This window comes from Mycolicibacter heraklionensis, assembly GCF_019645815.1.
In the GTDB taxonomy this organism is placed as follows: Bacteria; Actinomycetota; Actinomycetes; order Mycobacteriales; family Mycobacteriaceae; genus Mycobacterium; species Mycobacterium heraklionense.
The window spans coordinates 1,100,657-1,124,324 of sequence record NZ_CP080997.1 but is presented as its reverse complement, the minus strand read 5'-3'; the positions used below and the strand labels follow the sequence as shown (position 1 = coordinate 1,124,324).

26 protein-coding genes and 1 tRNA gene are annotated in these 23,668 nt (G+C 68.5%); 15 read left to right on the top strand and 12 right to left on the bottom strand.

The features are described 5' to 3' along the window. Positions 1-72: 72 nt before the first annotated feature. From K3U94_RS05385 to K3U94_RS05375, 3 genes are read right to left on the bottom strand one after another with little or no spacing between them, the layout of a single operon-like run. Positions 73-324 (bottom strand): type II toxin-antitoxin system RelE family toxin, encoded by a 252-nt coding sequence (locus tag K3U94_RS05385; protein WP_220695821.1) that lies wholly within the window; start codon positions 322-324, stop codon positions 73-75. Next, on the bottom strand, positions 321-593 hold the full coding sequence (locus tag K3U94_RS05380; RefSeq protein WP_220695820.1) for a type II toxin-antitoxin system Phd/YefM family antitoxin: 273 nt from the start codon (positions 591-593) through the stop codon (positions 321-323). The genes K3U94_RS05385 and K3U94_RS05380 overlap by 4 nt, the downstream gene beginning before the upstream one ends. 50 nt (positions 594-643) lie before the next feature. Continuing rightward, positions 644-1,246, bottom strand: a complete 603-nt coding sequence (locus K3U94_RS05375) for a TetR/AcrR family transcriptional regulator (RefSeq protein WP_024442510.1) — start codon at positions 1,244-1,246, stop codon at positions 644-646. 87 nt (positions 1,247-1,333) lie between these two features. On the opposite strand from K3U94_RS05375, the gene K3U94_RS05370 reads away from it, so the two are divergent. From K3U94_RS05370 to pth, 10 genes are all read left to right on the top strand, one after another. Next, a tRNA-Gln gene (locus K3U94_RS05370) sits at positions 1,334-1,405 on the top strand. A 59-nt stretch (positions 1,406-1,464) separates the two neighbouring features. Further along, positions 1,465-2,991, top strand: coding sequence for a bifunctional UDP-N-acetylglucosamine diphosphorylase/glucosamine-1-phosphate N-acetyltransferase GlmU (gene glmU / locus K3U94_RS05365; RefSeq protein WP_267878349.1), 1,527 nt, complete (start codon positions 1,465-1,467; stop codon positions 2,989-2,991). Positions 2,992-3,100: 109 nt separating this feature from the next. Beyond that, positions 3,101-4,081, top strand: a complete 981-nt coding sequence (locus K3U94_RS05360) for a ribose-phosphate diphosphokinase (RefSeq protein WP_047317319.1) — start codon at positions 3,101-3,103, stop codon at positions 4,079-4,081. Between the two features lies 1 nt (position 4,082). Next, positions 4,083-4,427, top strand: a complete 345-nt coding sequence (arsC, locus tag K3U94_RS05355; protein ID WP_220695819.1) for an arsenate reductase (glutaredoxin) — start codon at positions 4,083-4,085, stop codon at positions 4,425-4,427. Beyond that, positions 4,424-5,080, top strand: coding sequence for an LpqN/LpqT family lipoprotein (locus K3U94_RS05350; protein WP_047317321.1), 657 nt, complete (start codon positions 4,424-4,426; stop codon positions 5,078-5,080). Before arsC ends, K3U94_RS05350 begins: the two co-directional genes overlap by 4 nt. Positions 5,081-5,138: 58 nt before the next feature. Beyond that, positions 5,139-5,501 carry a heme-binding protein gene (locus K3U94_RS05345; RefSeq protein ID WP_220695818.1) on the top strand — a complete coding sequence of 121 codons (363 nt, stop codon included), beginning with the start codon at positions 5,139-5,141 and terminating at the stop codon, positions 5,499-5,501. Then, on the top strand, positions 5,501-5,776 hold the full coding sequence (locus K3U94_RS05340) for a hypothetical protein (RefSeq protein ID WP_220695817.1): 276 nt from the start codon (positions 5,501-5,503) through the stop codon (positions 5,774-5,776). Before K3U94_RS05345 ends, K3U94_RS05340 begins: the two co-directional genes overlap by 1 nt. A gap of 27 nt (positions 5,777-5,803) precedes the next feature. Further along, positions 5,804-6,676, top strand: coding sequence for an oxidoreductase (locus K3U94_RS05335; RefSeq protein ID WP_220695816.1), 873 nt, complete (start codon positions 5,804-5,806; stop codon positions 6,674-6,676). A gap of 139 nt (positions 6,677-6,815) precedes the next feature. Next, entirely contained in the window at positions 6,816-7,451 is a 636-nt protein-coding gene (locus tag K3U94_RS05330; protein ID WP_220695815.1) for a 50S ribosomal protein L25/general stress protein Ctc, read from the top strand. Positions 7,452-7,463: 12 nt separating this feature from the next. Next, complete coding sequence (pth, locus tag K3U94_RS05325) at positions 7,464-8,048, top strand: aminoacyl-tRNA hydrolase (RefSeq protein ID WP_047317326.1); 585 nt, start codon at positions 7,464-7,466, stop codon at positions 8,046-8,048. A 103-nt stretch (positions 8,049-8,151) separates the two neighbouring features. Here the strand turns inward: pth and K3U94_RS05320 are convergent, their stop codons facing one another. The 3 genes from K3U94_RS05320 to K3U94_RS05310 all read right to left on the bottom strand — a co-directional run bounded on the left by K3U94_RS05320 (position 8,152) and on the right by K3U94_RS05310 (position 12,551). Then, on the bottom strand, positions 8,152-9,786 hold the full coding sequence (locus K3U94_RS05320; protein WP_047317327.1) for a fatty acyl-AMP ligase: 1,635 nt from the start codon (positions 9,784-9,786) through the stop codon (positions 8,152-8,154). Positions 9,787-10,036: 250 nt separating this feature from the next. Further along, on the bottom strand, positions 10,037-10,999 hold the full coding sequence (locus K3U94_RS05315) for a 4-(cytidine 5'-diphospho)-2-C-methyl-D-erythritol kinase (protein ID WP_047317328.1): 963 nt from the start codon (positions 10,997-10,999) through the stop codon (positions 10,037-10,039). An 85-nt stretch (positions 11,000-11,084) separates the two neighbouring features. Continuing rightward, a complete protein-coding gene (locus K3U94_RS05310; RefSeq protein ID WP_220695814.1) occupies positions 11,085-12,551 on the bottom strand; it encodes a PE-PPE domain-containing protein in 1,467 nt (488 codons plus the stop codon). 152 nt (positions 12,552-12,703) lie between these two features. Here K3U94_RS05310 and K3U94_RS05305 point away from each other — a divergent pair, with 152 nt between their 5' ends. After that, positions 12,704-13,543 carry a serine/threonine-protein kinase gene (locus K3U94_RS05305; protein WP_220695813.1) on the top strand — a complete coding sequence of 280 codons (840 nt, stop codon included), beginning with the start codon at positions 12,704-12,706 and terminating at the stop codon, positions 13,541-13,543. On the opposite strand, the gene rsmA is transcribed toward K3U94_RS05305, so the two are convergent. From rsmA to K3U94_RS05290, 3 genes are all read right to left on the bottom strand, one after another. Further along, positions 13,459-14,409, bottom strand: a complete 951-nt coding sequence (gene rsmA / locus K3U94_RS05300) for a 16S rRNA (adenine(1518)-N(6)/adenine(1519)-N(6))-dimethyltransferase RsmA (protein ID WP_220696682.1) — start codon at positions 14,407-14,409, stop codon at positions 13,459-13,461. The two genes, K3U94_RS05305 and rsmA, sit on opposite strands and share 85 nt — an antisense overlap. Beyond that, positions 14,382-15,500 carry a resuscitation-promoting factor gene (locus tag K3U94_RS05295; protein WP_082133899.1) on the bottom strand — a complete coding sequence of 373 codons (1,119 nt, stop codon included), beginning with the start codon at positions 15,498-15,500 and terminating at the stop codon, positions 14,382-14,384. The genes rsmA and K3U94_RS05295 overlap by 28 nt, the downstream gene beginning before the upstream one ends. Before the next feature lie 119 nt (positions 15,501-15,619). Further along, positions 15,620-16,465: a TatD family hydrolase gene (locus K3U94_RS05290; protein ID WP_220695812.1), complete on the bottom strand. Its 846-nt coding sequence runs from the start codon at positions 16,463-16,465 to the stop codon at positions 15,620-15,622. 18 nt (positions 16,466-16,483) lie between these two features. Here K3U94_RS05290 and metG point away from each other — a divergent pair, with 18 nt between their 5' ends. Then, positions 16,484-18,028 carry a methionine--tRNA ligase gene (metG, locus tag K3U94_RS05285; RefSeq protein ID WP_220695811.1) on the top strand — a complete coding sequence of 515 codons (1,545 nt, stop codon included), beginning with the start codon at positions 16,484-16,486 and terminating at the stop codon, positions 18,026-18,028. Between the two features lie 9 nt (positions 18,029-18,037). Here metG and K3U94_RS05280 read toward each other — a convergent pair whose 3' ends face one another. Then, a complete protein-coding gene (locus tag K3U94_RS05280) occupies positions 18,038-18,217 on the bottom strand; it encodes a hypothetical protein (RefSeq protein ID WP_220695810.1) in 180 nt (59 codons plus the stop codon). 20 nt (positions 18,218-18,237) lie between these two features. Then, a complete protein-coding gene (locus K3U94_RS05275; RefSeq protein WP_220695809.1) occupies positions 18,238-19,695 on the bottom strand; it encodes an NAD(P)/FAD-dependent oxidoreductase in 1,458 nt (485 codons plus the stop codon). A 180-nt stretch (positions 19,696-19,875) separates the two neighbouring features. Between K3U94_RS05275 and K3U94_RS05270 the strand changes: the two genes are divergently transcribed. Genes K3U94_RS05270 through K3U94_RS05260 form a run of 3 tightly spaced genes read left to right on the top strand, consistent with a single transcriptional unit; the run spans position 19,876 to position 23,261 of the window. Then, the gene (locus tag K3U94_RS05270; RefSeq protein ID WP_220695808.1) at positions 19,876-21,081 is read left to right on the top strand and encodes an NAD(P)/FAD-dependent oxidoreductase; all 1,206 of its coding nucleotides are present in this window, start codon (positions 19,876-19,878) and stop codon (positions 21,079-21,081) included. Further along, positions 21,078-22,007, top strand: a complete 930-nt coding sequence (locus K3U94_RS05265) for an RNA polymerase sigma-70 factor (protein ID WP_047317337.1) — start codon at positions 21,078-21,080, stop codon at positions 22,005-22,007. The genes K3U94_RS05270 and K3U94_RS05265 overlap by 4 nt, the downstream gene beginning before the upstream one ends. Positions 22,008-22,019: 12 nt before the next feature. Further along, positions 22,020-23,261, top strand: a complete 1,242-nt coding sequence (locus tag K3U94_RS05260) for an aminodeoxychorismate synthase component I (protein WP_220695807.1) — start codon at positions 22,020-22,022, stop codon at positions 23,259-23,261. A gap of 4 nt (positions 23,262-23,265) precedes the next feature. On the opposite strand, the gene K3U94_RS05255 is transcribed toward K3U94_RS05260, so the two are convergent. Continuing rightward, on the bottom strand, positions 23,266-23,664 hold the full coding sequence (locus K3U94_RS05255; protein WP_220695806.1) for a DUF6632 domain-containing protein: 399 nt from the start codon (positions 23,662-23,664) through the stop codon (positions 23,266-23,268). Positions 23,665-23,668 lie beyond the last annotated feature (4 nt).

Genomic DNA, 23,668 nt, shown 5'->3' with positions numbered 1-23,668 from the left:
TGGACAATTCTAGGCGCTGCCCGATTCACGTTGCGGCACTGGTCAACCCGAGGGCAGGCGGCGCCGCATTATTCAGCGGTACGCATCGCTGCGCTTGACGACGGCGAAGATGATGACGACACCGGCGGCATCGTCGATCTGGTAGATGATGCGGTATTGCCCGAACCGGACACGCCAATCGTGGTGCGGGCCGACGAGCTTTCGCGCCCCGACCGGACGCGGATCGTCAGCGAGGGCAATGATCGCCTGTAATGCGGTCTCGAACGCGTCGCGCGGCAGACGTTGCAGCTGTTTGAGGACGTCAGGGTGGAATTCGACCCTCACGACGCGACGAATGCCTCGGCGTCCACACCCAGTGCGTCGAGCATCTCGCCCAATGACATCGTGGTGAACTCGTGCTCCCGAACGCTTCGCAGCCGGAGTGCGTCGGCGACGTCGGCGTGTTCGTGCAGCCGTTCGTAGTCGGCCATCGAAATCAGGACGGCGATCTCGGTTCCACTGTCGGTGATGATCGCCTCTTCACCGGTGGTGGCCACCTCGCGGACGATGACACCAAGCCGTGCGCGCAACTCACGCAAGCTGTGTGTACTCATGTTAAACAAGTTACGCCCAGCCATCGGTGCGGGCAATTCGGTATTCGAGCTTATTCGTCGTGCAGGGTCGGATCGGACTCCAAGTGAGTCAATCCGTTCCAACACAGGTTGACCAGGTGCGCGGCCACCACTTCTTTCTTGGGTTCGCGTACGTCGAGCCACCACTGGGCCGTCATCGACACCGAACCGACCAACGCCTGGGCGTACAGCGGCGCGGTCTCGGGGTCCAGGCCGCGTTTGGCGAAGTCGCCGGCCAAGATGGACGACACCTGGCCGATCGCGTCGTTGAGCAAGGTCGAGTAGGTGCCGGAACTGATCGACGCCGGAGAGTCGCGGATCAGGATGCGGAATCCGTCGGTGTGCTCGTCGACGTAGGTCAGCAGGGCCAGCGCGACGCGCTCCACCCGCAGCCGGGACTGGTTGTTGGTGGCCTTGGTCAACGACGTGGTGATGCCGTCCAGCAATGCCGACATCTCGCGGTCGACCACCACGGCGTAAAGCCCCTCCTTGCCACCGAAGTGCTCATAGACCACGGGCTTGGACACGTTGGCGCGCTGCGCGATCTCCTCGATGGAGGTGCCCTCATAACCGCGTTCGGCGAACAGCGAGCGGGCGACATCGATGAGTTGGTGACGACGCTCGCTACCTGTCATCCGGGCTCGAGGCGCCCGGCCGTCCTTGTCCAGACCAGCCACGCGACCAGGGTAGTCCGTTGGACTAGAGTCACTGCGGAACACCGATCCGTCGTGGTGTAATCGGCAGCACCTCTGATTTTGGTTCAGATAGTTCAGGTTCGAGTCCTGGCGACGGAGCTCACGGATTTGCTCTTACTTTTTGCCGCGAACGTGCGCAGAGTGACAGGCTAGGCGGCGTGTCGACGCACAAACACGCTCCCCCGCAAGCGGGAGGTACCCCCAAGTCGCGCCCGGATACGCAGGACGCCGTCATCGTCTTGGCGGCCGGGGCCGGAACCCGGATGGTCTCCGACACCCCCAAAGTGCTGCATGAGCTGGGCGGGCGCAGCATGCTGGCGCACTGCCTGTCCGCGGCCGCCGGCGTCGGGCCCCGCCACTTGGTGGTGGTGTTGGGCCACGAGCACGGGCGCATCACCGGGCCGGTCGCCGAGCTGGCGCAGGCCCTGGACTTTCCCATCGACATCGCGCTGCAGGACCAGCAGCTCGGGACCGGGCACGCGGTGCTGTGCGGCCTGGCCGCCCTGCCGGACGACTTCACCGGCACCGTCGTCGTCACCTCCGGCGACATCCCGCTGCTGGACACCGCCACGCTGCAGGCGCTGATCGACACCCATCGCACCGCCCCTGCCGCGGTCACGGTGCTGACCACCACGCTGGCCGACCCCACCGGCTACGGCCGCATCCTGCACACCCAGGACGGTGAAGTGACGGCCATTGTCGAGCAGGCCGACGCCACCGAATCGCAGCGGGAGATCCGCGAGGTCAATGCCGGGGTGTACGCCTTCGACATCGCCGCGCTGCGTTCCGCGCTGGGCCGGCTGGGCTCCGACAACGCCCAGCACGAGCTGTACCTCACCGATGTGATCGGCATCGTCCGCGGCGACGGCCAGGTGGTGCACGCCCGCCACGTCGACGACGCGGCGTTGGTGGCCGGCGTCAACGACCGGGTGCAACTGTCCGCGCTGGCGACCGAACTCAACCGCCGCCTGGTGGCCACCCACCAGCGGGCCGGCGTCACCATCGTCGACCCCACCACCACCTGGATCGACGTGGACGTGACCATCGGGCGCGACACCACCGTCGCGCCCGGAACCCAGCTGCTGGGCCGCACCGTCGTCGGCGCGCACTGCATGATCGGACCCGACACCACTCTGACCGATGTCACGGTGGGCGACGGCGCGTCGGTGATCCGCAGCCACGCCACCTCGTCGTCGGTCGGCGCCGGCGCCACGGTCGGGCCGTTCAGCTATCTGCGCCCCGGCACCGTGCTGGGCGCCGACGGCAAGCTGGGCGCGTTCGTCGAGACCAAGAACTCCACCATCGGCGCCGGGACCAAGGTTCCGCACCTGACCTACGTCGGCGACGCCGACATCGGCGACCACAGCAACATCGGCGCCTCCAGCGTGTTCGTCAACTACGACGGCCAGACCAAACGGCGGACCACGGTCGGCTCGCACGTGCGCACCGGCTCGGACACCATGTTCGTCGCACCGGTCACCATCGGCGACGGCGCCTACACCGGCGCCGGGACCGTGGTGCGCCACGATGTGCCGCCGGGCGCACTGGCCGTCTCGGCCGGCCCGCAACGCAACATCGAGAACTGGGTGCAGCGCAAGCGGCCCGGCAGTCAGGCCGCCGCGGCGGCCGACGCCGCGAACAGCGCCGAAGAATCCGGGCACACTCCACCCGATCGGTCATCGTGAGGTTGATCGCGTTGAGGCAGCCCGAGACGAAACCACGCACCGGGCTACGTACCATAAGGCCCGAGTTAACTCGACCGAAATCCACAATCTCCTACGGCGGGGGCAGCACGTGAGCCACGACTGGACAGACAATCGCAAGAACCTGATGCTCTTCGCTGGTCGTGCGCACCCGGAGCTGGCTGATCAGGTCGCCAAGGAACTGGACGTACCAGTGACGGCGCAGACCGCCCGGGACTTTGCCAACGGCGAGATCTTCGTGCGCTTCGACGAGTCGGTGCGGGGCTGCGACGCCTTCGTGCTGCAGTCGCACCCGGCGCCGCTGAACCAATGGTTGATGGAACAGCTGATCATGATCGACGCGCTCAAGCGCGGCAGCGCCAAGCGGATCACCGCGATCCTGCCGTTCTACCCCTACGCCCGCCAGGACAAGAAGCACCGCGGCCGTGAGCCGATCTCGGCGCGCCTGGTGGCCGACCTGCTCAAGACGGCCGGCGCCGACCGGATCGTCACCGTGGACCTGCACACCGACCAGATCCAGGGCTTCTTCGACGGCCCGGTGGACCACATGCGGGCCCAGCCGCTGCTGATCGGCTACATCAAGGAAAACTACGGCAACTCCGATGTCGTGGTGGTCTCCCCCGACTCCGGCCGGGTGCGCATCGCCGAGAAGTGGGCGGACTCGTTAGGTGGCGTACCGCTGGCTTTCATTCACAAGACCCGCGACCCGCTGGTGCCCAACCAGGTCAAGTCCAACCGGGTGGTCGGTGAAGTGGCGGGCAAGACCTGCGTGCTGATCGACGACATGATCGACACCGGCGGCACCATCGCCGCGGCGGTCAACCTGCTGCGCGAAGACGGCGCCCGCAACGTGATCATCGCCGCCACTCACGGGGTGTTGAGCGACCCGGCCGCCGAGCGGCTGGCGGCCTGCGGGGCCAGCGAGGTGATCGTCACCAACACCCTGCCGATCCCCGAGGACAAGCGGTTCCCGCAGCTGACCGTGCTGTCGATCGCTCCGCTGCTGGCCAGCACCATCCGCGCGGTGTTCGAAAACGGCTCGGTCACCGGCCTTTTCGACGGAGACGCCTGACATGGCTGACGCGGTGGTCTATCACAACCCGCGCTGCTCGACCTCACGCAAGACGCTGGATCTGCTGCGCGAGAACGGTATCGAGCCGACGGTCGTGGAGTACCTGAAGACCCCGCCGTCGCGTGCGGAGCTGGCGGAGATGATCCGTGCCGCGGGGATCGGTGTGCGCGACGCGGTGCGCACCGGCGAGGCGGTGTACGCCGAGCTGAACCTGGCCGATGCAACCGATGACGAACTGCTCGATGCGATGGCCGCCAACCCGATCCTGATCCAGCGGCCGTTCGTCGTCACCGGTAACGGCACCCGGCTGGCCCGTCCGATTGACGCGGTCCGCGAGATCCTGTGACCCCGCTGCGCTTGGCCGCCGCGGCCCTGGCATGCGCGACCGTGGTGAGCACAACGTCGGGGTGCGGCGCCAAAACCCCGGACTATCACTCGATTTGGGGCAACGGCAGTACGACCACCACCTCATCGGAGCCGGAGGCCCCGGTCACCGTGGGGCGCTACCTGGAGGACCAGGGAGTGGCCGCTGAGGCGGTGGCCCCCAACGCACCGACCGACCTGACCGTGTCGATCCCGACGCCGCCGGGCTGGACGAAGAAAGAAAACCCGATGCTGCCGGCCACCACTCTGGTCCTGGGCAAGGGCGAGAAGTTCCCGCGGGCGATCTTGAGTGTGGTCAAGCTCAACGGGAACTTCGACTCGAAAGAAGCCATCCGCCACGGTGTGGTGGACGCCCAGCTCTCGCCGAACTTCCGGCTGTTGGACGCCTCCAACGAGGACTACCAAGGCTTCCCGTCCTCGATGGTGCAGGGCACCTACGACATGGACGGCCAGCGCCTGCACAGCTGGTTCCGGATGGTGATCGCCACCGGTTCGGGGCCGGCGGAACAGCGTTACCTGGTGCAGTTGGCGGTCACCGCCCCGGCCGACGAGGCGCCCAAACATGCCACCGACGTCGAGGCGATCATGAAGGGGTTCACCGTCGCCGCGAAGTGAGTCCCCACCGGCCCCGGGCCTTGTTAAAGTGACGCACCCGCCTGAAGGGAGTTCCGCGATGTCCCTCGTTCGCCTGTCCTCACTGAGCCTTGCGGGCCTCGGCGTCGCCGCAGTCGCTACCGGCCTGCTGGCACCGGTGGCGCTGGCAGACCCGCCCGGCTGCACCGCCGCCGACATGGCCAACGTGCTGACCGGGGTCGCCGCGTCGACATCCGGATACCTCTACGCGCATCCCGACATCAACGAGTTCTACACCGACCTGCGCAACCGGCCCGACGACGAAGTGCCCGAGGCGATTCGCAGCTTCTTCGCCGACAAACCACAAGCCCACGCCGACCTGCTGGCGCTGCGCCAGCCGCTGGCTGACTTCCGCGCCCGCTGCGGACTGCCCCAACCCGAGCGCCCGCTGCTGGACCAGTGATGACACGCCGGATCTGGGTCATCGCCGCACTGGCACTGACCAGCCTGCCGGGCGTCGTCGTCGTGTTCACACCGGCCGGCAGCGCCACGGCGCAGGGCTGCGTCGGTGTGGGCCGCCGCGTCTACGTCAGCGGATGCGCCGACCCGGTGCCCCCGCCGTCCTACTACGCGCCGCTGCCCGAAGACGTGCCGCCACCTCCGCCACCGCCACCTCCCCCGGTCAACACCTGCGTGGGCTACAACGGGCGTTGGGTGCACGCCAACAACTGCAACTGAGCGCCGCAGCGATCTAGGGTGGCAGCCATGAGCTCTTGGACCGCCGCCGATCTACCGTCCTTCGCCGGCCGCACCGTTGTGGTCACCGGCGCCAACAGCGGACTGGGCGCCGTCACCGCACGCGAGCTGGCCCGCGTCGGCGCCGCCGTCACCCTGGCCGTCCGCGACACCGCCAAGGGCCAGGCCGCAGCGGCGGGCATGCCCGGCAACGTGGTGGTGCGTGCCCTGGATCTGGCGGACCTGTCGTCGGTGCGGCGGTTCGCCGACGAGACACCGGGGGTCGACGTGCTGATCAACAACGCCGGGATCATGGCCGTGCCCTACGCCAAGACCGTCGACGGTTTCGAGAGCCAGATCGGCACCAACCATCTGGGACATTTCGCGTTGACCAACCTGCTGCTGCCCAAACTCACCGACCGGGTGGTGACGGTGTCGTCGTTCATGCACCGGATGGGTTACGTCAGCCTCAAGGACCTGAACTGGGAGTCGCGGCGGTATTCGGCATGGCTGGCCTACGGCCAGTCCAAGCTGGCCAACCTGCTGTTCACCAGCGAGCTGCAGCGCCGGCTGGTGGCGGTGGGCTCACCCCTGCGGGCGCTGGCCGCCCACCCCGGCTACTCGAGCACCAACCTGCAGGGCCACACCGGCAATCGGGTCGGCGACGTGCTGATGCGCACGCTCGGCAACGGCCTGTTGGCCACCAGTCCCGATTTCGGGGCACGCCAAACCCTGTATGCCGCGTCCCAGGATCTGTCCGGCAATACCTTCGTCGGTCCGCGGTTCGCCTTCATCGGCCGCACCGGGTCGGTGGGCCGCAGCCTGCTGGCCAAGCGCGGCTCCACCGCCGCCGGGCTGTGGGAGCTGTCTGCGCAGCTCACCGGGGTTCAATTTCCGCTCTGAGGTGCGGATGCGCTAGCCTGACCAGGCGTCACGGCGAGGGCGGCCCCCCAATTCGGCCGCCGTTATCGACGAGGACCTCCTGGATGGTTGTCGCGATCTGGCCGTGCCTCATGCACGCCGCAGCAACCAAGGAGTTCCGATGGCCAAGTCCCAGACCACCAACCAGCTCACCGTCTCGGTGCGGACCGAGACCGGTAAGGGCGCCTCCCGGCGGGCCCGCCGCGAAGGCAAGGTCCCCGCGGTCCTCTACGGCCACGGCACCGACCCGCAGCACCTGGAGCTCAATGCCCACGACTTCGCCGCCGTGCTGCGCCACTCCGGCACCAACGCGGTGCTCACCCTCAACATCGAGGGTAAGGAGCAGCTGGCGCTGACCAAGGCGCTGGACGTGCACCCGATCCGTCGCACCATCCAGCACGCCGACCTGTTGGTGGTCAAGCGCGGCGAGAAGGTCGTCGTCGAGGTCAACGTCGTCATCGAGGGCGACGCCATGTCCGGCACCCTGGTCACCCAGGACGCCACCACCGTGGAGATCGAGGCCGAGGCGCTGTCGATCCCCGAGCAGCTGACCGTCTCCATCGAGGGCGCCGAGGCCGGCACCCAGTTCACCGCCGGCAGCCTGGAGCTGCCCAAGGGCGTGACGCTGGTGTCCGACCCGGACCTGCTGCTGGTCAACGTGGTCGAGCCGCGGGCCGAAGAGGAGCCCGAAGCCGAAGCCGCGGGCGAGGCAGCCGAGGCGGAGGCCGGCGAGGCCGAAGCCGGCGAGGCCGAGTAGGCCGAGCACGGCGTGGCCGAGTCACCGCCGATACTGGTGGTCGGCCTGGGCAACCCGGGCCCGAACTACGCCCGCACCCGGCACAACGTCGGCTTCATGGTTCTCGACCTGCTGGCCGAGCGGATCGGGTCGGCGTTCAAGCTGCACAAGAAGTCGGGGGCCGACGTGGCCACCGGGCGCCTGAGCGGGCGCTCGGTGGTGCTGGCGCGACCACGCTGCTACATGAACGAGTCGGGCCGCCAGGTGGGCCCACTCGCCAAGTTCTATTCGGTGCCCACCGGCGGCGTCGTGGTGATTCATGACGACCTCGACCTGGACTTCGGCCGGATCCGGCTCAAGCAGGGCGGCGGCGAGGGCGGTCACAACGGGCTGCGCTCGGTCGCGACCGTGTTGGGCAGCAAGGACTTTCAGCGCGTCCGTTTCGGGATCGGCCGGCCGCCCGGCCGCCAGGATCCGGCGGCGTTCGTGCTGCAGGCATTCACCGCCAAAGAGCGCGACGAGTTGCCCACGATCTGCGAGCAGGCCGCCGACGCCACCGAGCTGCTGATCGAGCTCGGGCTGGAACCGGCCCAGAACGTCGTGCACGCCTGGGGTTAACGGGCCCGCCACCTCCCGCGAGTGTGCGTGTTTGTACGGCAAATTCCGGCGTGTCGGCGTACAAACACGCACCCTCGCGGAAAGAGGAAACGCGGCAGGCGCGCTAGGTGACCAGGGCGACGGAGTTGGCCCGGCGCAGCTTGCCCGACGGGGTCTTGGGGATGCTGCCCGGCCCGAGCACCACCACGTTGCGGGGCCGCATGTCGACCTCGGTGACCACCTCATGGGCGACCTGGTGCTCGATGCGGCGTACCTCGGCAGGGTCCTGCCAGGCGTTGGATTCCACCGCGACCGCGAACGTCTCCCGGGAGTGCCCGGCGTCCAGGCGTACCGCGACGGCGCAGCCCGGGCGCACACCCTCGACCCGGCCCGCAGCCCGCTCGATGTCGGTCGGGTAGATGTTGCGGCCCGCCATGATGATGACGTCCTTGACGCGGCCACACACCACGACGTGGCCGTCCTCCATCTGGTAGCCCAGGTCGCCGGTGTCGTACCAACCGTGCTCGTCCTGCGCCGGCAGGAAGCCCGCCATGGTCAGATAGCCCGGGGTCACCGGCTCGCCGCGCAGCTGGATCACGCCGACCCCGCGCGGCGGCAACGAATTGCCGTGCTCGTCGACGATCCGGATCTCGATGCCCTCCAGCAGCGGCCCCAGCGAGGCCAGTCGCCGGGTGTTGCCCTTGGTGGCGGGCACCGCCCGGCGCAACGCGGCCAGCAGATCGGCGTCGACCTCGTCGACCACCAGGCCCGCGCCGCACTTGGAGAACGACACCGCCAGCACCGTTTCGGCCATGCCGTAGGCCGGCAGGATGGCGGCCGGGTTCAGCCCGAACGGCTTACCGGCATCGATCAGGTCCTCGACGTCGGCCGGCTCCACCGGCTCAGCACCCGAGAGCGCGAACCGCAGCGTGGACAGGTCGAACTGTCCCGGCGTGGCCTGCTTGCGCAGCCGCTTGGCGAACAGCGCGTAGGCGAAGTTCGGGGCCGCGGTCATGGTGCCCTTGTACTTGTCGATCAGCTTGGCCCACAGCAGGGTGTCCCGCAGGAAGTCCATCGGGGTGATCTTGACCAGCTCGGCGCCGAAGTACATCGGCACGGTCAGGAAGCCGATCATGCCCATGTCGTGGAAGCACGGCAGCCAGCTGACCATGACGTCCTTCTCGACGTCATACTCGGCGCTGATGAACATCGCCTCGGCGTTGGAGTAGATGTTGCGGTGGGTGATCTGCACGGCCTTCGGCGACCCGGTCGACCCGGACGTCAGCTGCATCAGCGCCAGATCGTCTTCACCGGCTTCTTCCGGGTCGATCGGCTCGGCGGCCAGCAGGTCAGTGACCGTGACCACCTTCAGACCCTTCTCCTCCAGCACCGGCGCGGCTGCCATGAAGGGGTCGGAGATGATGACGGCCTTGGCGTCGATCATGTCGACGACGGTCATGGTGTCCTCGGCCCAGACCGCCAGGTCGGTCCGCGGGGTGGGCTGGTGCAGCATGGTCAGGCTGGCGGCGCGCATCCACACGCCCTGGGCGGTGGGAGCGATTTCGACCGGGGCGCCTGCGAGCACCCCGACCGCGTCTCCCGGGCCGACCCCGGCCGCGGCCAGCCCGCCGGCGATGCGCCGGGCGCGTTCATGGACCTCGCCCCAGGTGTGTCGGACGGGGGCGTGCGGTTCACCGGTAACCATGCCCTTGGACGACTCCCGGGCACTACGGAACATGTTGTCGGTAAACCTGCTCACGACGGCCTCCTAGCCGGCACCGGTACTTTCCATACGGGCTCAGATTTCATGCTCCACCTGCTGGAGACCACATCGCGACAGGCACGCGCGCACAATTCGGTGGCGGTTAGATCTCGATACCGTAATGCGCGGCCCACCAGAGCGGCGAGCGTCTGGGTGGCAGGGCTGTCCTGGCCGCAAATAGTCACCGCGGGCCATCTTAAACTCCTCTTAATCCGCGGGCAAATCTGCCAGCGGATCGGTGTCGCGGCTAGGCCCCACTCACCGACGACGGCACCACTCGGGCGCCGTAGACCGGGCCGCTGGCCACCCGCACCGCCCGTCCCGCGCCGAGCGCCGAGAGTTCGACGGCGACGTCGGCCGCCGACTGCGCCGACAGGCACAGGAACGCACATGTCGGGCCGGATCCGGACACCACACCGGCCAGGGCACCGGCCTCGACGCCGGCGCGCAGGGTCCGGCGCAAGCCCGGGTTGAGGCTGACGGCCGCCGCCTGCAGGTCATTGCCGAGCAATCCGGCCAGCCGCTGCGGGTCACCGGCGGCCAGCGCCGCCAGCACCGGCTCGGGCTCACCCGATTCCGGCAACTTGCGCCCCGTGTCGCGCAGCCGGTCCAGCTCGGCGAAGACCGCCGGCGTCGACAGCCCACGGTCGGCGAACGCCAGCACCCAGTGGAACGTCTCCCGGGTGAGCACCGTTGCCAGTTCCTCGCCGCGACCGGTGCCCAACGCGGTACCGCCGTGCAGCGCGAACGGCACGTCACTGCCCAGCCGGGCGGCCAGCGAATGCAGGTCGCGACGCGGCACGCCGAGTTCCCACAACACATTCATGCCGACCAGCACCGCCGCGGCGTCGGCGCTGCCGCCGGCCATGCCGCCGGCCACCGGGATGGACTTGTCGATGCTGATCGCCACGTCCGGAGCGCGGCCAACGTACTCGGCCATCAGCTCGGCGGCCTGCCACGCCAGGTTGCGCTCATCGGTCGGCAGCACATCGGCACCCTCGCCGCTGACCCGCAACGACAGCACGTCGGCGTCGCGGACGGTCACCTCGTCGACCAACGAAACCGCGTGGAAAACGGTGGTCAGCTCGTGGTAGCCGTCATCGCGACGGTCACCGACGGCCAAGTAGAGGTTGAGCTTGCCCGGTACCCGCACGGTTACCGAACCGGTCGGGGACCAGTCGGTGGCGGTATTGCCGTCGGATGCGGTCACGCCGATGAGACTATCGGTCCACACCGGCTCCGAGGGGGGTTAGTGCCTGGGCTCGGACTGGGTACGCCTCCTCGATCAGGTTCGATCAGGAGGAGAACAGGCCGGAGAAGTCGGAGCTGATCGAGCTGAACGCGTTCATCAGCACCTCCAACTCGAACCCGCCCGCCATGGTGACCAGCCCGGTGGTGGCCGCCAGCGGCATCCCGATCGCGCCCAGCAGATCACCCGACATCAGTTCGTTGAAGAACAGGCTCGCGGCGTAGGCCGGCAGCGTGGTGATCAGCGAATTGATGATGTCGGCGGTCGGGAGCAGAGTCGCGTACAAGGTCGCCGCGGCGCCGCTGAGCGTGTTGACGACGTCCATCAGGCTCGGCAGGGAGAAGTCCGCGGGGCCGCTGTCCAAGCCGAACAGATCCGTCGCGCTGCCGGACCCGATGTTCTGCAGGTCCGCGATGAAGTCGTTCCAACCCTGCTCGGCACCGTTCACCAGAGCGGTGAGCACGTCCATCGGGTTGACGTCGGGGAAGACCCCGAACGGCGTGGAGACGTCCGCCGGGCCCTGGTCCCAACCGTGTTCGATGTCGCCGTAGCCGAGGTTGATCAGCACCCGCAGGGCCGGCTGCAACAGGTCAGCGAACGCATTGCCGAAGGCGTTGCCGCGCAACAGCTCCAGCAGCGGCAGGTTCTCGGTGGGGATCATGAAGTACTGGTTGTTACCGGTGTAGTCGCCGGAGGTGTCCAGCTCGATGGCCGTCGCCAGCTGGGCGTCGGTCAGCGACGGGTAGGTGCCGTGGATGAACATGATGCCCAGGAAGGCATTGATGTCGGCCAGGAAGTTCAGCGGGTATTTCGGGAAGTCGGCGAAGCCGTCGTATTCCTGGATGTAATTCGCTGTCTCCCAGGGCGTCTCGGACGGCGCGCCCCCGCTGAAGGTGACCCCGAGGGCGGGCAGGCTCAGCGGGACACCGGGAACGTCGAAGCGGGACAGCAGGCCGCCGTTGGGGTTGGCCGGGCTGCCCAGTGTCACAAAGGACAGCTGGTCGGAGGTCGGACGCTCGTCCTCGGGCAGAGCCAGCAGCTGGTCCATCACCAGTCCGTTGATGACACCGCTCTGCGAATAGCCCAGTACGACAAGGTCATTGCCCCTGCCGACCTCTTCCAGGATCTTCTGGTACAGGATGGTGGAGCCCTGCTGCAGCGAGGTGTCCAGCGGCAGCGTTTTCACGCCGGTGAGCGGGTAGAGGCCCTCCGGCGTGAACAGCGGGTTGGTGGCGTCCACCGGGAAAGTCGGCTGACCCTCGAACTTCGGGGTCGACGGGTCGATGAACCGGTCGGTGAGGGCGGTCAGGTACTGCGGCGGTGGGATCGGGAGTCCGCTGCCACCCATGATCCAGGACTCGGTGTCCAGCAGGGTCGTCTGGGCGATCACTGTCTTGGCGGTCGCGGCCAGCTCGGGCGCCACCACGGGCGCGACGCCCAGTGCGGCAATGGCGGCCAGGGTCAGCGGCACCGCACCGAAGGAAGTCAGGTTGCGATGGGACAGAGTTGTCATGGCGGCCTCCCGGGGTGACGTATGCGGACGATTATCACCTCGCACCAGCGAAATGTCATCGATTTTTGGCTATTCAATCATGTTGTTCTTAGTTTTCTGCGAGGCGTCCCCTAACCGCGCCGAAGACCGCTTCAGCGCCATAACCTGGGCCCATGACTGGAGTCGGCGTCGACTACGGCGGCTACCTGATCGAGCGCGAGGTCGGGCGTGGCGGGCACGCCGGCGTATACCGGGCCCATCACCGCAGCGACCCCGACACGATCGTGGCGCTGAAGGTCCTCGACGAGTGGCACCGCTCCCCCGCCGAGCAGGGCCGGCTGGACCGCGAGTTCGCCTTCGCGAACGCGCTCAAGCACCCCAATATCATCGCGGTGTACCGGCACGGGCCGTTCTGGCTGGCGATGCAGTACATCGACGGGGGCAAGGCGACCGGCCTGCGAACGCTCGAGGATCGCCTGGCCGCGCTGACCCAGGTGGCCGCCGCGCTCGACTACGCACACCGACGCGGCATCGTGCACTGTGACGTCAAACCCGCCAACATCCTGATCCCCGCGGATTTCGGGCGCGCCGGGGCGGTGCTGACCGACTTCGGGACGGCCCACGCCGTCGTCGAAGACGTGTGGCACCGGCCCCGACATACCGGAAACCCCGAGGTCTCACTGCCCTACACCGCGCCGGAGATCCTGCAGGGCAAGGCCCCATCGGCGGCCACCGACGAATACGCCCTGGCCTGCACGGCGGTCGAGCTGCTCACCGGGGCACCACCGTTTGCCGCCCAGAACGCGGCCGATCTGGCCGATGCGCATCTGCGCCTGCTGCCGCCGCCCCTGTCCGACACACTCGGTCCGGCGGCGCGGGCCGCCGACGTAGTGGTGCAACGTGCGCTGGCGAAGTTTCCGGCGCGCCGCTACGAGTCCTGCGCCGACTTCGTCGAAGAGTTGTCCCGCGCGCTGCTGTCGCACGCCGGGCCCGCTAAGGCCGTCGAAACCTGAAGCAGGCGAACGAAATCCGCGATCGCCAGCGTCTCGCCGCGACGCATCGGATCGATACCCGCCGCCCCCAACAGTTCGGCGGATCGCGCGCCCGACCCAGCCCAGTCGGCGAACGCGTTGCGGGAGGTCTTGCGGCGCTGGGCGAATGCGACGTCGACCAGAGCGAAGACCTGCCGGCGGAACGCGTCGTCGACCGGCCACGGAGCGGCGTCGTACCGGTCGATGCGCACCAGCCCGGAATTCACTCGCGGTACCGGCCAGAACACACTCGGCGGCACGGTGCCGCAGCGACGCACCGCACCGAAGAATCGCGCCTTGGCGCTGGGCACCCCGTAGTCCTTGCCGCCCGGCTCGGCGGCCAGCCGCTCGGCCACCTCCAACTGCACCATGACCGTCACGGTGCGGATGGAGTCGAACTCTGACAGCAGGTGCAGCAGCGCCGGGACCGCCACGTTGTAGGGCAGATTTGCCACCACCGCGGTCGGCGCGGCCGCCAGCTCGTCCCGGCGCAGGGTCAAGACATCGGCGCCGAGCACCTCCAAACGGGTCGCATCAGCGGGTGTGTGTTCGGCGATGGTCTGCGGCAACCGCGCGGCGAGCACCGGATCCTTCTCGACGGCGATCACCGTCGGGCCGTGCTCGAGCAGCGCCAGGGTCAGCGACCCGAGCCCAGGCCCGACTTCGAGGACATGATCGTCGGCGGTGATTCCGGCGCCGTCCACAATCCGGCGCACGGTGTTCGCATCGTGAACAAAGTTCTGCCCCAGTGATTTCCGGGGCCGCAGGTCGAGTTCGTTCGCCAGGGCCCTGATGTCACCGGCCCCGAGTAGCCCGATGGTCAGCGTCTCCCGCTGCACACCGGCCAGGCGCCCCAGCCTTGGCGGGCCTGGGTGACCTCCGCGATCGCGATCTGCTCTTCACGGGTGGCCATATCCGCGCGCGGCGCGTACTTCAGACCGCCGTTGGCCACCCAGGTGCCGTAGTCGAACTGCACGCCGCCGTAGAAGCCGTTGCCGGTGTTGATCGCCCAGTTTCCGTGCGACTCACAGTTGGCGATGCGGTCCCAGGCCGCTCCGTAGACCGACGGCGGCACCTCGGTGCCGGGCTTGGCGCCGACCCGCAGCACCGAGTCACGGGCCGGGGCCACCACCTCGTTGGCGACCGGCAGGCGACCGGTCTCGGCGCCGTTGACGGTGGCCACCGAGTAGGTCACGTCCTGGGTGCCCGGGGTGCCCGGGTCCTCGACGACCTGCCGGCTGATGTTCATGGTCGGATCTTCGATGCGACGGGCGGGCGGCGGAAGCGGCACCCGCTCGGTGACCTGCTTGACCCGGATCCGCGTCACCTGGATCTGCATGCCCTCGCTGATCGGCGTCGACGCCGCCGGGGTGACCTTGTCGGCCTGCTGTAGCGGGGCGCCGTCGGCGGCCAGCAGCTCGGCGACATTGGGCGCGGCCCGGTGCACCGTGCGCACGACGCCACCGTCGTCGATCGTGACGGTCTTGGCGCTGACGACCGGCAGCGCCATCCCGGCCAGCGGGACCCGGCTACCGCGGGACGCCGCGGCGGGGGCGGTGTCGGTCATCGACAGCTGGGCCAGCGCCTCGTCCACCGAGAGCGCCGTTGTCCACACCTGCTGGGGCTCGCGACCGTCCAGGGACACCTGCAGCGGCCGGCCACGACGGACCAGGATCGTGTCGGAGTCGTGCACCTGAGCATTGCGGGCGGGGCTCACATCGTCGCGGTCGCCGAGGTCGAAGCCGTTCTCGGCGACGACGTCGATCACCCGCGACCGCATGGTGGTGACGGTGATGGGAGTTCCGTCCACATCCAGCGTCACGGTCTTGACGCTGGCGAGCGCGAAGCCGCCGGCAAAGGTCAGCACCAGCAACAGCGCGCCGACCAGCACCCGCAGCATCGGCGATGGCGCCTGATGCAGCCTGGTCAAAGTGTTCAAGGCAGAAAACCTCACGACGTTGAAGGCACGGCAATGGGGCATTGTCTGCCCCAGGTTCGATAACGGAACGGTAACGAACCCGACCGGCAGTCGGCAACCGAATGTGACCTGCTCGACCTTCAGTCCAACCCGTACACCCGACGGGCATTGCGGTTCGTCACCTGCGCCAGTTCGGCTGCCGATGTTGCCAACAGCTCGGCCAGCGCTCTGACAGTGTATGGCAGACAGTAGGGCTCGTTCGGTGAACCGCGGTACGGATGTGGAGTCAAAAATGGTGCGTCGGTCTCCACCAGCAGCTGCGCATGGGGAATCAATGCCACCGCTTCCCGCAGGTCACGGGCGTTTTTGAAGCTGACCGTGCCGGACAGGCTCAGGATCCAGCCGGCCTCGACGCAGGTGTGAGCCATTTCGGGACCCGAGGAGAAACAGTGGAAGATCACCGTCTCGGGAGCACCTTCGGCGCGCAAAACATCGAGCACGGCGCCGTCGGCGTCGCGATTGTGGATCATCAACGGTTTGCCGGTGCGTTTGGCCAGGTCGATATGCCAGGCGAAGGCGTCGCGCTGGGTCTGCGGATCGGCGCAGCCCTCGAGGCGCCCGGGCCAGTACAGGTCCATACCGGTCTCCCCGATCGCCACCACCCGCGGATGGGCGGCCAGCGCCTCGATCTCGGCGCGGGCCGCGTCGGTGAGGGTGCCGGCCCGGGTGGGATGCAGCGCGACCGCCGCGTAGACCCGGTCGTCGGCGTCGGCGGCCTGGGTCACCCAGCGAGCCGAAGCCAGGTCGTCGGCGACGGTCACCGCCGCCTGCACCCCGACCGCGGCGGCCCGGTCCATGATCGCGCGCACCGAAGACGCGTCGGCACCGCCGCAGGCGTCGAGGTGGGTGTGGGCGTCGACCAGCGGGCTCAGCGGCTCCGGTGCGGGCGGCGGAGTTTTGGCTGATCGTTTCGAGCTCACCCGCACACAATAGGGTGAACGGTGATGAAGCCTTTCTACGTCACCACCGCGATCACCTACCCCAACGGTGACCCGCACATCGGCCACGCCTACGAGTACATCGCGACCGACGCGATCGCCCGGTTCCACCGACTCGACGGATTCGACGTGCGGTACCTGACCGGCACCGACGAGCACGGGCTGAAGATGGCCGAGACCGCCGCCGCCGAAGGCATTCCGACCGCGGAGCTGGCGCGGCGCAACTCCGATGTTTTCCAGCGGCTGCAGGAGAAGCTCAACATCTCCTTCGACCGGTTCATTCGCACCACCGACGCCGATCACCTGGAGGCGTCCAAGGTGATCTGGCAGCGCATGGTCGACGCCGGTGACATCTACCCCGGCGCCTACAGCGGCTGGTATTCAGTGCGCGACGAGCGGTTCTTCACCGAGGGCGAGACCCGGCTGACCGAGGATGGTTCCCGGGTCGCCGCCGAGACCGGCGCGCCGGTCACCTGGACCGAGGAGCAGACCTTCTTCTTCCGGCTCTCGGCCTACGCCGACCGGCTGCTGGCGCACTACCAGGCCAACCCGGACTTCATCGCTCCCGAGGTGCGCCGCAACGAGGTGGTCAGCTTCGTCTCCGGCGGGCTGCGGGATCTGTCGATCTCGCGCACCTCGTTCGACTGGGGCGTGCCGGTTCCCGGACACCCCGATCACGTCATGTACGTCTGGGTGGACGCGCTGACCAACTATCTGACCGGGGTCGGCTATCCCGACACCGACTCGGAGTCGTTTCGCCGGTACTGGCCCGCCGATCTGCACATGATCGGCAAGGACATCATCCGGTTCCACACCGTGTACTGGCCCGCGTTTCTGATGTCGGCCGGAATCGAGTTGCCGCGCCGAGTTTTTGCGCACGGCTTCCTGCTCAACAGCGGCGAGAAGATGAGCAAGTCGGTGGGCAACGTGATCGACCCGGTGGAGTTCGTCGACAAGTACGGGGTCGATCAGGTGCGCTTTTTCCTGCTGCGTGAGATCCCGTTCGGCCAGGACGGCAGCATCTCCGATGAGGCGATGATCGGCCGCGTCAACGCCGACCTGGCCAACGAGCTGGGCAACCTGGCGCAGCGCTCGCTGTCGATGGTGGCCCGCAACCTCGACGGGGTGGTGCCCGAGCCGACCGCCCAAGCCGCTGACGGCGAGGAACTGCTGGCACTGGCCGACGAGCTGCTGGAGAAGATGCGGGCCGCGTTCGGAACGCAGTCCATGCACCTGGGCCTGGAGGCGATCTGGCAGATGCTGGGCGCGGCCAACCGGTACTTCTCGGCCAACGAGCCGTGGAAACTGGCCAAGAGCGAGTCGGCGGCCGATCAGGCCCGCTTCGGCACGGTTTTGTACACCACGCTGGAGGTGGTGCGGATCGCGGCGCTGCTGGTGCAACCGGTGATGCCGGACTCGGCAGCCAAGCTGCTGGATCTGCTGGGCCAGACCGACGAGCAGCGGATGTTCACCGCCGTGCCCGAGCGCCTGGCGCCGGGTCTGACGCTCCCGGCGCCGTCCGGGGTGTTTCCGCGCTACCAGCCCCAGTAGCGCGAGGCGCTAGCCGTCGTGGCCGCGGGCGATGACCCGGACCATCTTGAGGTTGATGCGGACGAAACGCCAGCACTGCACGAGCAGGCTCTGCCGCAGCCGCAACGTCCGACGGGTCGGCAGCGGGGCATCGGCGATGCGCTCGGCGGTCTGGCGGTTCGCCGCTGTGTTGGTGGCGTCGTCGTCCATGAGTGAGCCTTCCCTTCCAGTCATTCCGGGATCAGCCACCAGAACGGCCGTGCCTTGGCCTTGTAGATGAACAGGTAATGCAGCAGCAGTTTCATCCAGTGGCCGGCGAGGCCGATTTCGCCGGACGTACCGGCGAGGTCGCGGCCGGTCTGCGGGTAGCGCGCCGGGTCGGGCACCACCGGAAACATCGTCATCGCCGCTGCCGAGCCCTGCCGCAAACCGGTGCCCGCCGAAGCGATGCAGGCCGCACCCATGGTCGCCATCGACGCGCGGTGAGCGGGTGCATCGACGCCCCGGATGATCCGGTCGCGGATGGTCCGAGCGATCGTCTTCGCCATGATCCCCGACGGCATCCCGGTGCGCGGCGGGCTGGGCGTGATGACCGTGCCGTTGCGGCTCGTGCGAGGCCGGGAGATCGGATGTGGCGGCGCAAACGCGATGCCGGGCGCAAAGATATTCGGGTAGACCGGCGACTGGTAGGTGTGCGGCCAGTCCTCGGCGGACCATTGCTCGTAGGGCTTGCCCGAGTAGTCCGCGTCGACCTTCATGAACCCGGACGGCGCGAACAGCGTCGTCGTGATGTCCGTGCCGGCCCGGTCGTACGCGGTGAGGTTGGCACCCTTGAACGGCGGAAGCAACATCGCGAAGTCGAAGTCGAGCTGGTGTTCGGTGCCGTCGAGTTGCTCGTAGCGCAGTTGCCCGTCCATCACCTCGTGCACGTGCGCCTGGGTGACCGCCTTGACGCCGCGCTCGCGGAACAGCGACTCGGTCCACAGCCGGCTGGACTGCGTGAAGCCTTTGTCGACGAAATCCAAACCGTCGACGCCGAAGTCACCGAGTTCGTACTCGTTGGTCAGGTAGACGATCTCGGCGAGGTCGCGCACGCCGGCATCGCGCAGGGCGCGCTCCACGTTGAACGTGTACTCGAACGCCGCGCCTTCGCAGGTGCAGGTGCCATGCCCGACGCCGACCACAAGGCGTTGCGGCACACCGTCTTTCAGCTTGGCGATAACCCGGTCGAACGCCTGGCCGGCCTCGACGGCGTGGCCGGCGGTGCACACCGACCAGGAGTGACCGCCCGGACCGAGCCCGGGGGTGGCCGCGAAGTTCAGCAGCGGACCGGTCGCGTTGACCAGATAGTCGTAGGTGAGGTTGTCGGTCTCGCCGCGGCGCGCGGGGTCGGTGTAGGTGAAGTCCACCGACGGCTTTCCTTCCTCGGCGGTGCCTTCGGGGTGGATGGTGGTCGCCCATGCCTGACGGAACCCGATGTGTTTGCGGTCGTAGATCGGTTTGAGCGGAATCAGCACCTTCGCCGCGTCCATCCGGCCCACCCCCACCCAGATGTTGGAGGGGATCCAGTTCCAGTCCGGTTCGGGTGAGACCACAACGACTTCGTGCTGAGGCGGCAACATGCGGCGCAGATGCAAGGCGGCGGTGTGCCCGGCGATGCCGGCGCCGAGGATAACGGTTCGCGTCATCGGTACTCCCTCTCCCTGGTGGCCCGGGCTTGCGGGTGCTGCTCCACGACTGCCGGCCACGCCAGCCATATTACCCCCGGGGGTATATTTCGCGCCAGGGGCCCGGGCGCCACCGCATCGGGCGGGCGTGATGTGGGCCACAGGCTGTCACGTTCGGGACGTCCGCGGTGTCTTGAGGGCATGACCAACACACACAACTCCCCCAGCACCCGCACCCGCACCCGCGTCGTCGTCATCGGCGGCGGCTACGCAGGCACCATGGCGGCCAACCGCCTACGGGCACGTCCGGACGTCGACGTCACCCTGGTCAATCCGCGGCCGGCGTTCGTCGAACGGATCCGGCTGCACCAGCATGTGGCCGGCACCTACCGAGCCGACATCGACTACCACGACCTACTCGGTGACGGGGTCCGGCTGCTGGTCGACGAGGCCACCCGGATCGACGCCGCCAATCGACGCATCCAGCTGGCATCGGGCACCGTGCTGCGCTACGACTACCTCATCTATGCGGTGGGCAGCACCGGCGCGATCACCGCGGCGGTTCCCGGTGCCGCCGAATTCGCCTACTCCATCTGTGAATTCGAGTCCGCAGTCCAGCTGCAGGGCCGGCTCGCCGAGGTGGCGCCGGACGCACCGGTGACCGTGGTGGGCGGTGGACTGACCGGAATCGAGGCGGCCTCTGAACTGGCCGGGCAGGGTCGTCGGGTGACCCTGGTCTGCGGCGGAATGCTCGGACCGTCGCTGCACGCGGCGGGCCGTCGCTCGGTGGCCAAGGCGCTGCGCAAGCTGGGTGTCGACGTACGCGAGGCCGCGGTCGTCGCCGAGGTGCGGGCCGACGCACTGGAGCTGCGCGACGCCACCGTGCTGCCCAGCGCGGTGACGGTCTGGACGGCGGGCTTCGGCGTCCCGGACTTGGCCGCGGCCAGTGGACTGGCCACCGACGCAGTGGGCCGGCTGCTCACCGACGAGACCCTGACCAGCATCGACAACCCGTGGATCATGGCAGCCGGAGATGCCGTCGCCCCCTCGGGCCAGCCGTTGCGGATGAGCTGCCAGGCCGCCTTGCCGCTGGGCGCCCAAGCCGCCAACACCGTGCTGGCCCGCATCGCCGGCACCTCACCGGCTCCGCTGGACCAGTCGTTCGCCGCGCAGTGCATCAGCGTGGGCCGGAACGCGGCGACCGTGCAGCTGTCCCGCCGCGACGACACCCCGATCAAGGCGTTCGTCGGCGGCAGACTCGGCACCGTGGTCAAGGAGGCGATCTGCAAGTACACGGTTAAGTGGATTCGGGGCGAGGCCACCAAGCCGGGCTCGTACCGTTGGATGAAGGGCGGCCGGGCGGCCCAAATCGCACCGGGGCACGTGGAACGGGGGGCTGCGGTGTGAGAAGCGAGGGGGCACCTCCCGCTTGCGGGGGACACGCCGAGCGGTTCACCGAGCTGCGGCCACTGCTGTTCACCATCGCCTACGAGATCCTGGGCTCGGCAACCGAATCCGACGACGTCTTGCAGGACAGCTACCTGCGCTGGGCCGAGGTCGATCTGGCCGAAGTCCACGACGTCAAGGCGTACCTGGCCAGCCTGGTCACCCGTCAGGCGCTCAACGCGCTGCGGGCCGACGCCCGGCGCCGCGAGGAGTACGTCGGGCCGTGGCTGCCCGAGCCGCTGCTGCTCACCGAACATGACCCGTCTGCCGATGTCGTGCTGGCCGAATCGGTTTCGATGGCGATGTTGGTGGTGCTGGAGACCCTCAGCCCGGACGAACGCGCGGTGTTCGTGCTGCGCGAAGTGTTCGGGTTCGGCTACGACGAGATCGGGGCCGCGGTCGGCAAATCGGCGGCCGCGGCCCGCCAAGTCGCGCATCGGGCCCGTGGCCACGTCCAGGCCCGGCGGCCGCGCTACACCCCGGTGGACCCGGAGGAAAGCGCTCGGGTCACCGCCGAGTTCATGACCGCGGCGGCCGGCGGCGACCTCACGACCGTGCTGTCGATGCTGGCACCCGATGTGGTGTGGACCGCCGACAGCGGCGGCAAGGCCAGCGCGGCCCGGCGGCCGATCGTCGGAGCCGACAAGGTTGCCCGCACAGTCATCGGGCTGCTGCGGCAGGGGGCGCAGATGCCCGATGTCCGGGTGGAGATGGGCGTCTGCAACTCCGCGCCCGCGGTGCTGCTCTTTCATGCCGACCGGCTGGAGGGCGTGTTCACGTTCGAGATCGTCGACGGCCTGATCACGAACTTCTACGCGATGCGCAACCCGGACAAGCTGGCGGCGGTGGCGGCTGCCCGGGAGATCACCCGCGGTGCCGACGTCTGACAAGCTAGTGCCGTGCGGATCGAGCGGCTCGGCGACGTGGGGGCGGCACCGGAGGTGCTGCGTGCGGTCGGCGATGCCACCGACCGGCGTGGGCTGCCGCCGCCGGCCGCACTGACCGGCGAGTGGTTCGGGTCACGGGCAGTCATCGCGCCCAGCGTGGCGGTCGAGCCGGTGGGCCCCGGCGAGGTGTTCGACGTCGCTCCAGGCGCCCAGTCCGACGCGGTGGGTGGCGGCTGGATCGGGTATCTGTCCTACCCCGATGCCGGAGCCGACGGCCTGGGCCCTCGCATCCCGGAAGCTGCCGGTGGCTGGACCGACTGCGTGCTGCGTCAGGACGACCAGGGCCAGTGGTGGTTCGAGAGCCTGTCCGGCGCGGCGATGCCGAGCTGGCTGGCCGAGGCGCTGACGACGCCCGCCCCTGCCCAGGGATGCCACATCTACTGGGAGACCCCGGACCGGCAGGCCCACCGCGCCGGGGTGCTGTCCTGCCTGGAGGCCATCCGGGCCGGTGAGGTCTATCAGGCCTGCGTGTGCACCCGCTTCACCGGGACCGTCACCGGCGCACCGCTGGACTTCTTCTCCGACGCCGTAGCGCGCACCTGGCCGGCGCGTGCCGCCTACGTCGCGGGCGACTGGGGCGCGGTGGCCTCGCTGTCACCGGAGCTGTTCCTGCGCCGCCGCGGTCAGGTCGTGGACTCCAGCCCGATCAAGGGCACCCTGCCGCTGTACGCCCGCCCGTCGGCGCTGCGCGCTTCGACCAAGGACGTGGCAGAGAACATCATGATTGTGGACCTGGTCCGCAACGACCTGGGCCGGGTGGCGACCACCGGCACGGTCACCGTGCCCGAACTGTTGGCGGTGCGCCCCGCCCCGGGGGTCTGGCATCTGGTGTCCACGGTCTCGGCCAGCGTGCCGGAGCAGCTGCCCATGGCGGCGTTGCTGGATGCCACGTTCCCGCCCGCATCGGTGACCGGAACCCCCAAACACCGTGCCCGCCAGCTGCTTTCGGAGTGGGAGTTGTCGCGCCGTGGCGCCTACTGCGGCACCGTCGGGCTGGCGTCACCGGTGGCCGGCTGCGAACTCAACGTCGCGATACGCACCGTGGAATTCGACGCCGACGGTGGCGCCGTGCTGGGGGTCGGCGGCGGTATCACCGCGGACTCCGACGTCGACGCCGAGTGGCAGGAGTGCCTGCACAAGGCCGCCCCGATCGTCGCCGACGGTCAGTCGCGGCAACGCAGCACCGCGTCGTAAACCCTCAGACCGTTGCGCCGCGGCGCGGCATCAGCAATGCCAGCACCAGCGCCACGATCAACAGCGCCGGTACGTCGCCGAGCAGATGACCGCGTTCGGCGGCGTCGCCAATCGCCTGCGCCGTCATGATCGCGGCGTGCACAACACTGGAGGCCACCGTGAACCAGATGAGGCTGCGGTGGGCCAGCGGATCACGCGCGGCGAACAACAGGAACACCCCGAGCGTGGCGTACATGCCGAGGATCATCACCAGGTAGTGCGAGGAGTCCGCGCCGGCGTGACCCCAGGCCCAGCCCGCCGGCCAGATCACGGTCAGCGGATAGATCCCGACGATGAAGATCAGGCCGATGACGGTCAGCGCAACCTTCAGCGGTGTCGATTCGGTCGTGTCATTCGACGTCATACGC

Bases quoted from the DNA above. Each gene is read 5' to 3' on its own strand.
- K3U94_RS05380 (WP_220695820.1), bottom strand. From the start codon at position 593: ATGAGTACACACAGCTTGCGTGAGTTGCGCGCACGGCTTGGTGTCATC.
- K3U94_RS05375 (WP_024442510.1), bottom strand. From the start codon at position 1,246: ATGACAGGTAGCGAGCGTCGTCACCAACTCATCGATGTCGCCCGCTCG.
- arsC (WP_220695819.1), top strand. From the start codon at position 4,083: ATGGCTGACGCGGTGGTCTATCACAACCCGCGCTGCTCGACCTCACGC.
- K3U94_RS05345 (WP_220695818.1), top strand. From the start codon at position 5,139: ATGTCCCTCGTTCGCCTGTCCTCACTGAGCCTTGCGGGCCTCGGCGTC.
- K3U94_RS05340 (WP_220695817.1), top strand. From the start codon at position 5,501: ATGACACGCCGGATCTGGGTCATCGCCGCACTGGCACTGACCAGCCTG.
- K3U94_RS05335 (WP_220695816.1), top strand. From the start codon at position 5,804: ATGAGCTCTTGGACCGCCGCCGATCTACCGTCCTTCGCCGGCCGCACC.
- K3U94_RS05330 (WP_220695815.1), top strand. From the start codon at position 6,816: ATGGCCAAGTCCCAGACCACCAACCAGCTCACCGTCTCGGTGCGGACC.
- K3U94_RS05310 (WP_220695814.1), bottom strand. From the start codon at position 12,551: ATGACAACTCTGTCCCATCGCAACCTGACTTCCTTCGGTGCGGTGCCG.
- K3U94_RS05305 (WP_220695813.1), top strand. From the start codon at position 12,704: ATGACTGGAGTCGGCGTCGACTACGGCGGCTACCTGATCGAGCGCGAG.
- metG (WP_220695811.1), top strand. From the start codon at position 16,484: ATGAAGCCTTTCTACGTCACCACCGCGATCACCTACCCCAACGGTGAC.
- K3U94_RS05280 (WP_220695810.1), bottom strand. From the start codon at position 18,217: ATGGACGACGACGCCACCAACACAGCGGCGAACCGCCAGACCGCCGAG.
- K3U94_RS05275 (WP_220695809.1), bottom strand. From the start codon at position 19,695: ATGACGCGAACCGTTATCCTCGGCGCCGGCATCGCCGGGCACACCGCC.
- K3U94_RS05270 (WP_220695808.1), top strand. From the start codon at position 19,876: ATGACCAACACACACAACTCCCCCAGCACCCGCACCCGCACCCGCGTC.
- K3U94_RS05255 (WP_220695806.1), bottom strand. From the start codon at position 23,664: ATGACGTCGAATGACACGACCGAATCGACACCGCTGAAGGTTGCGCTG.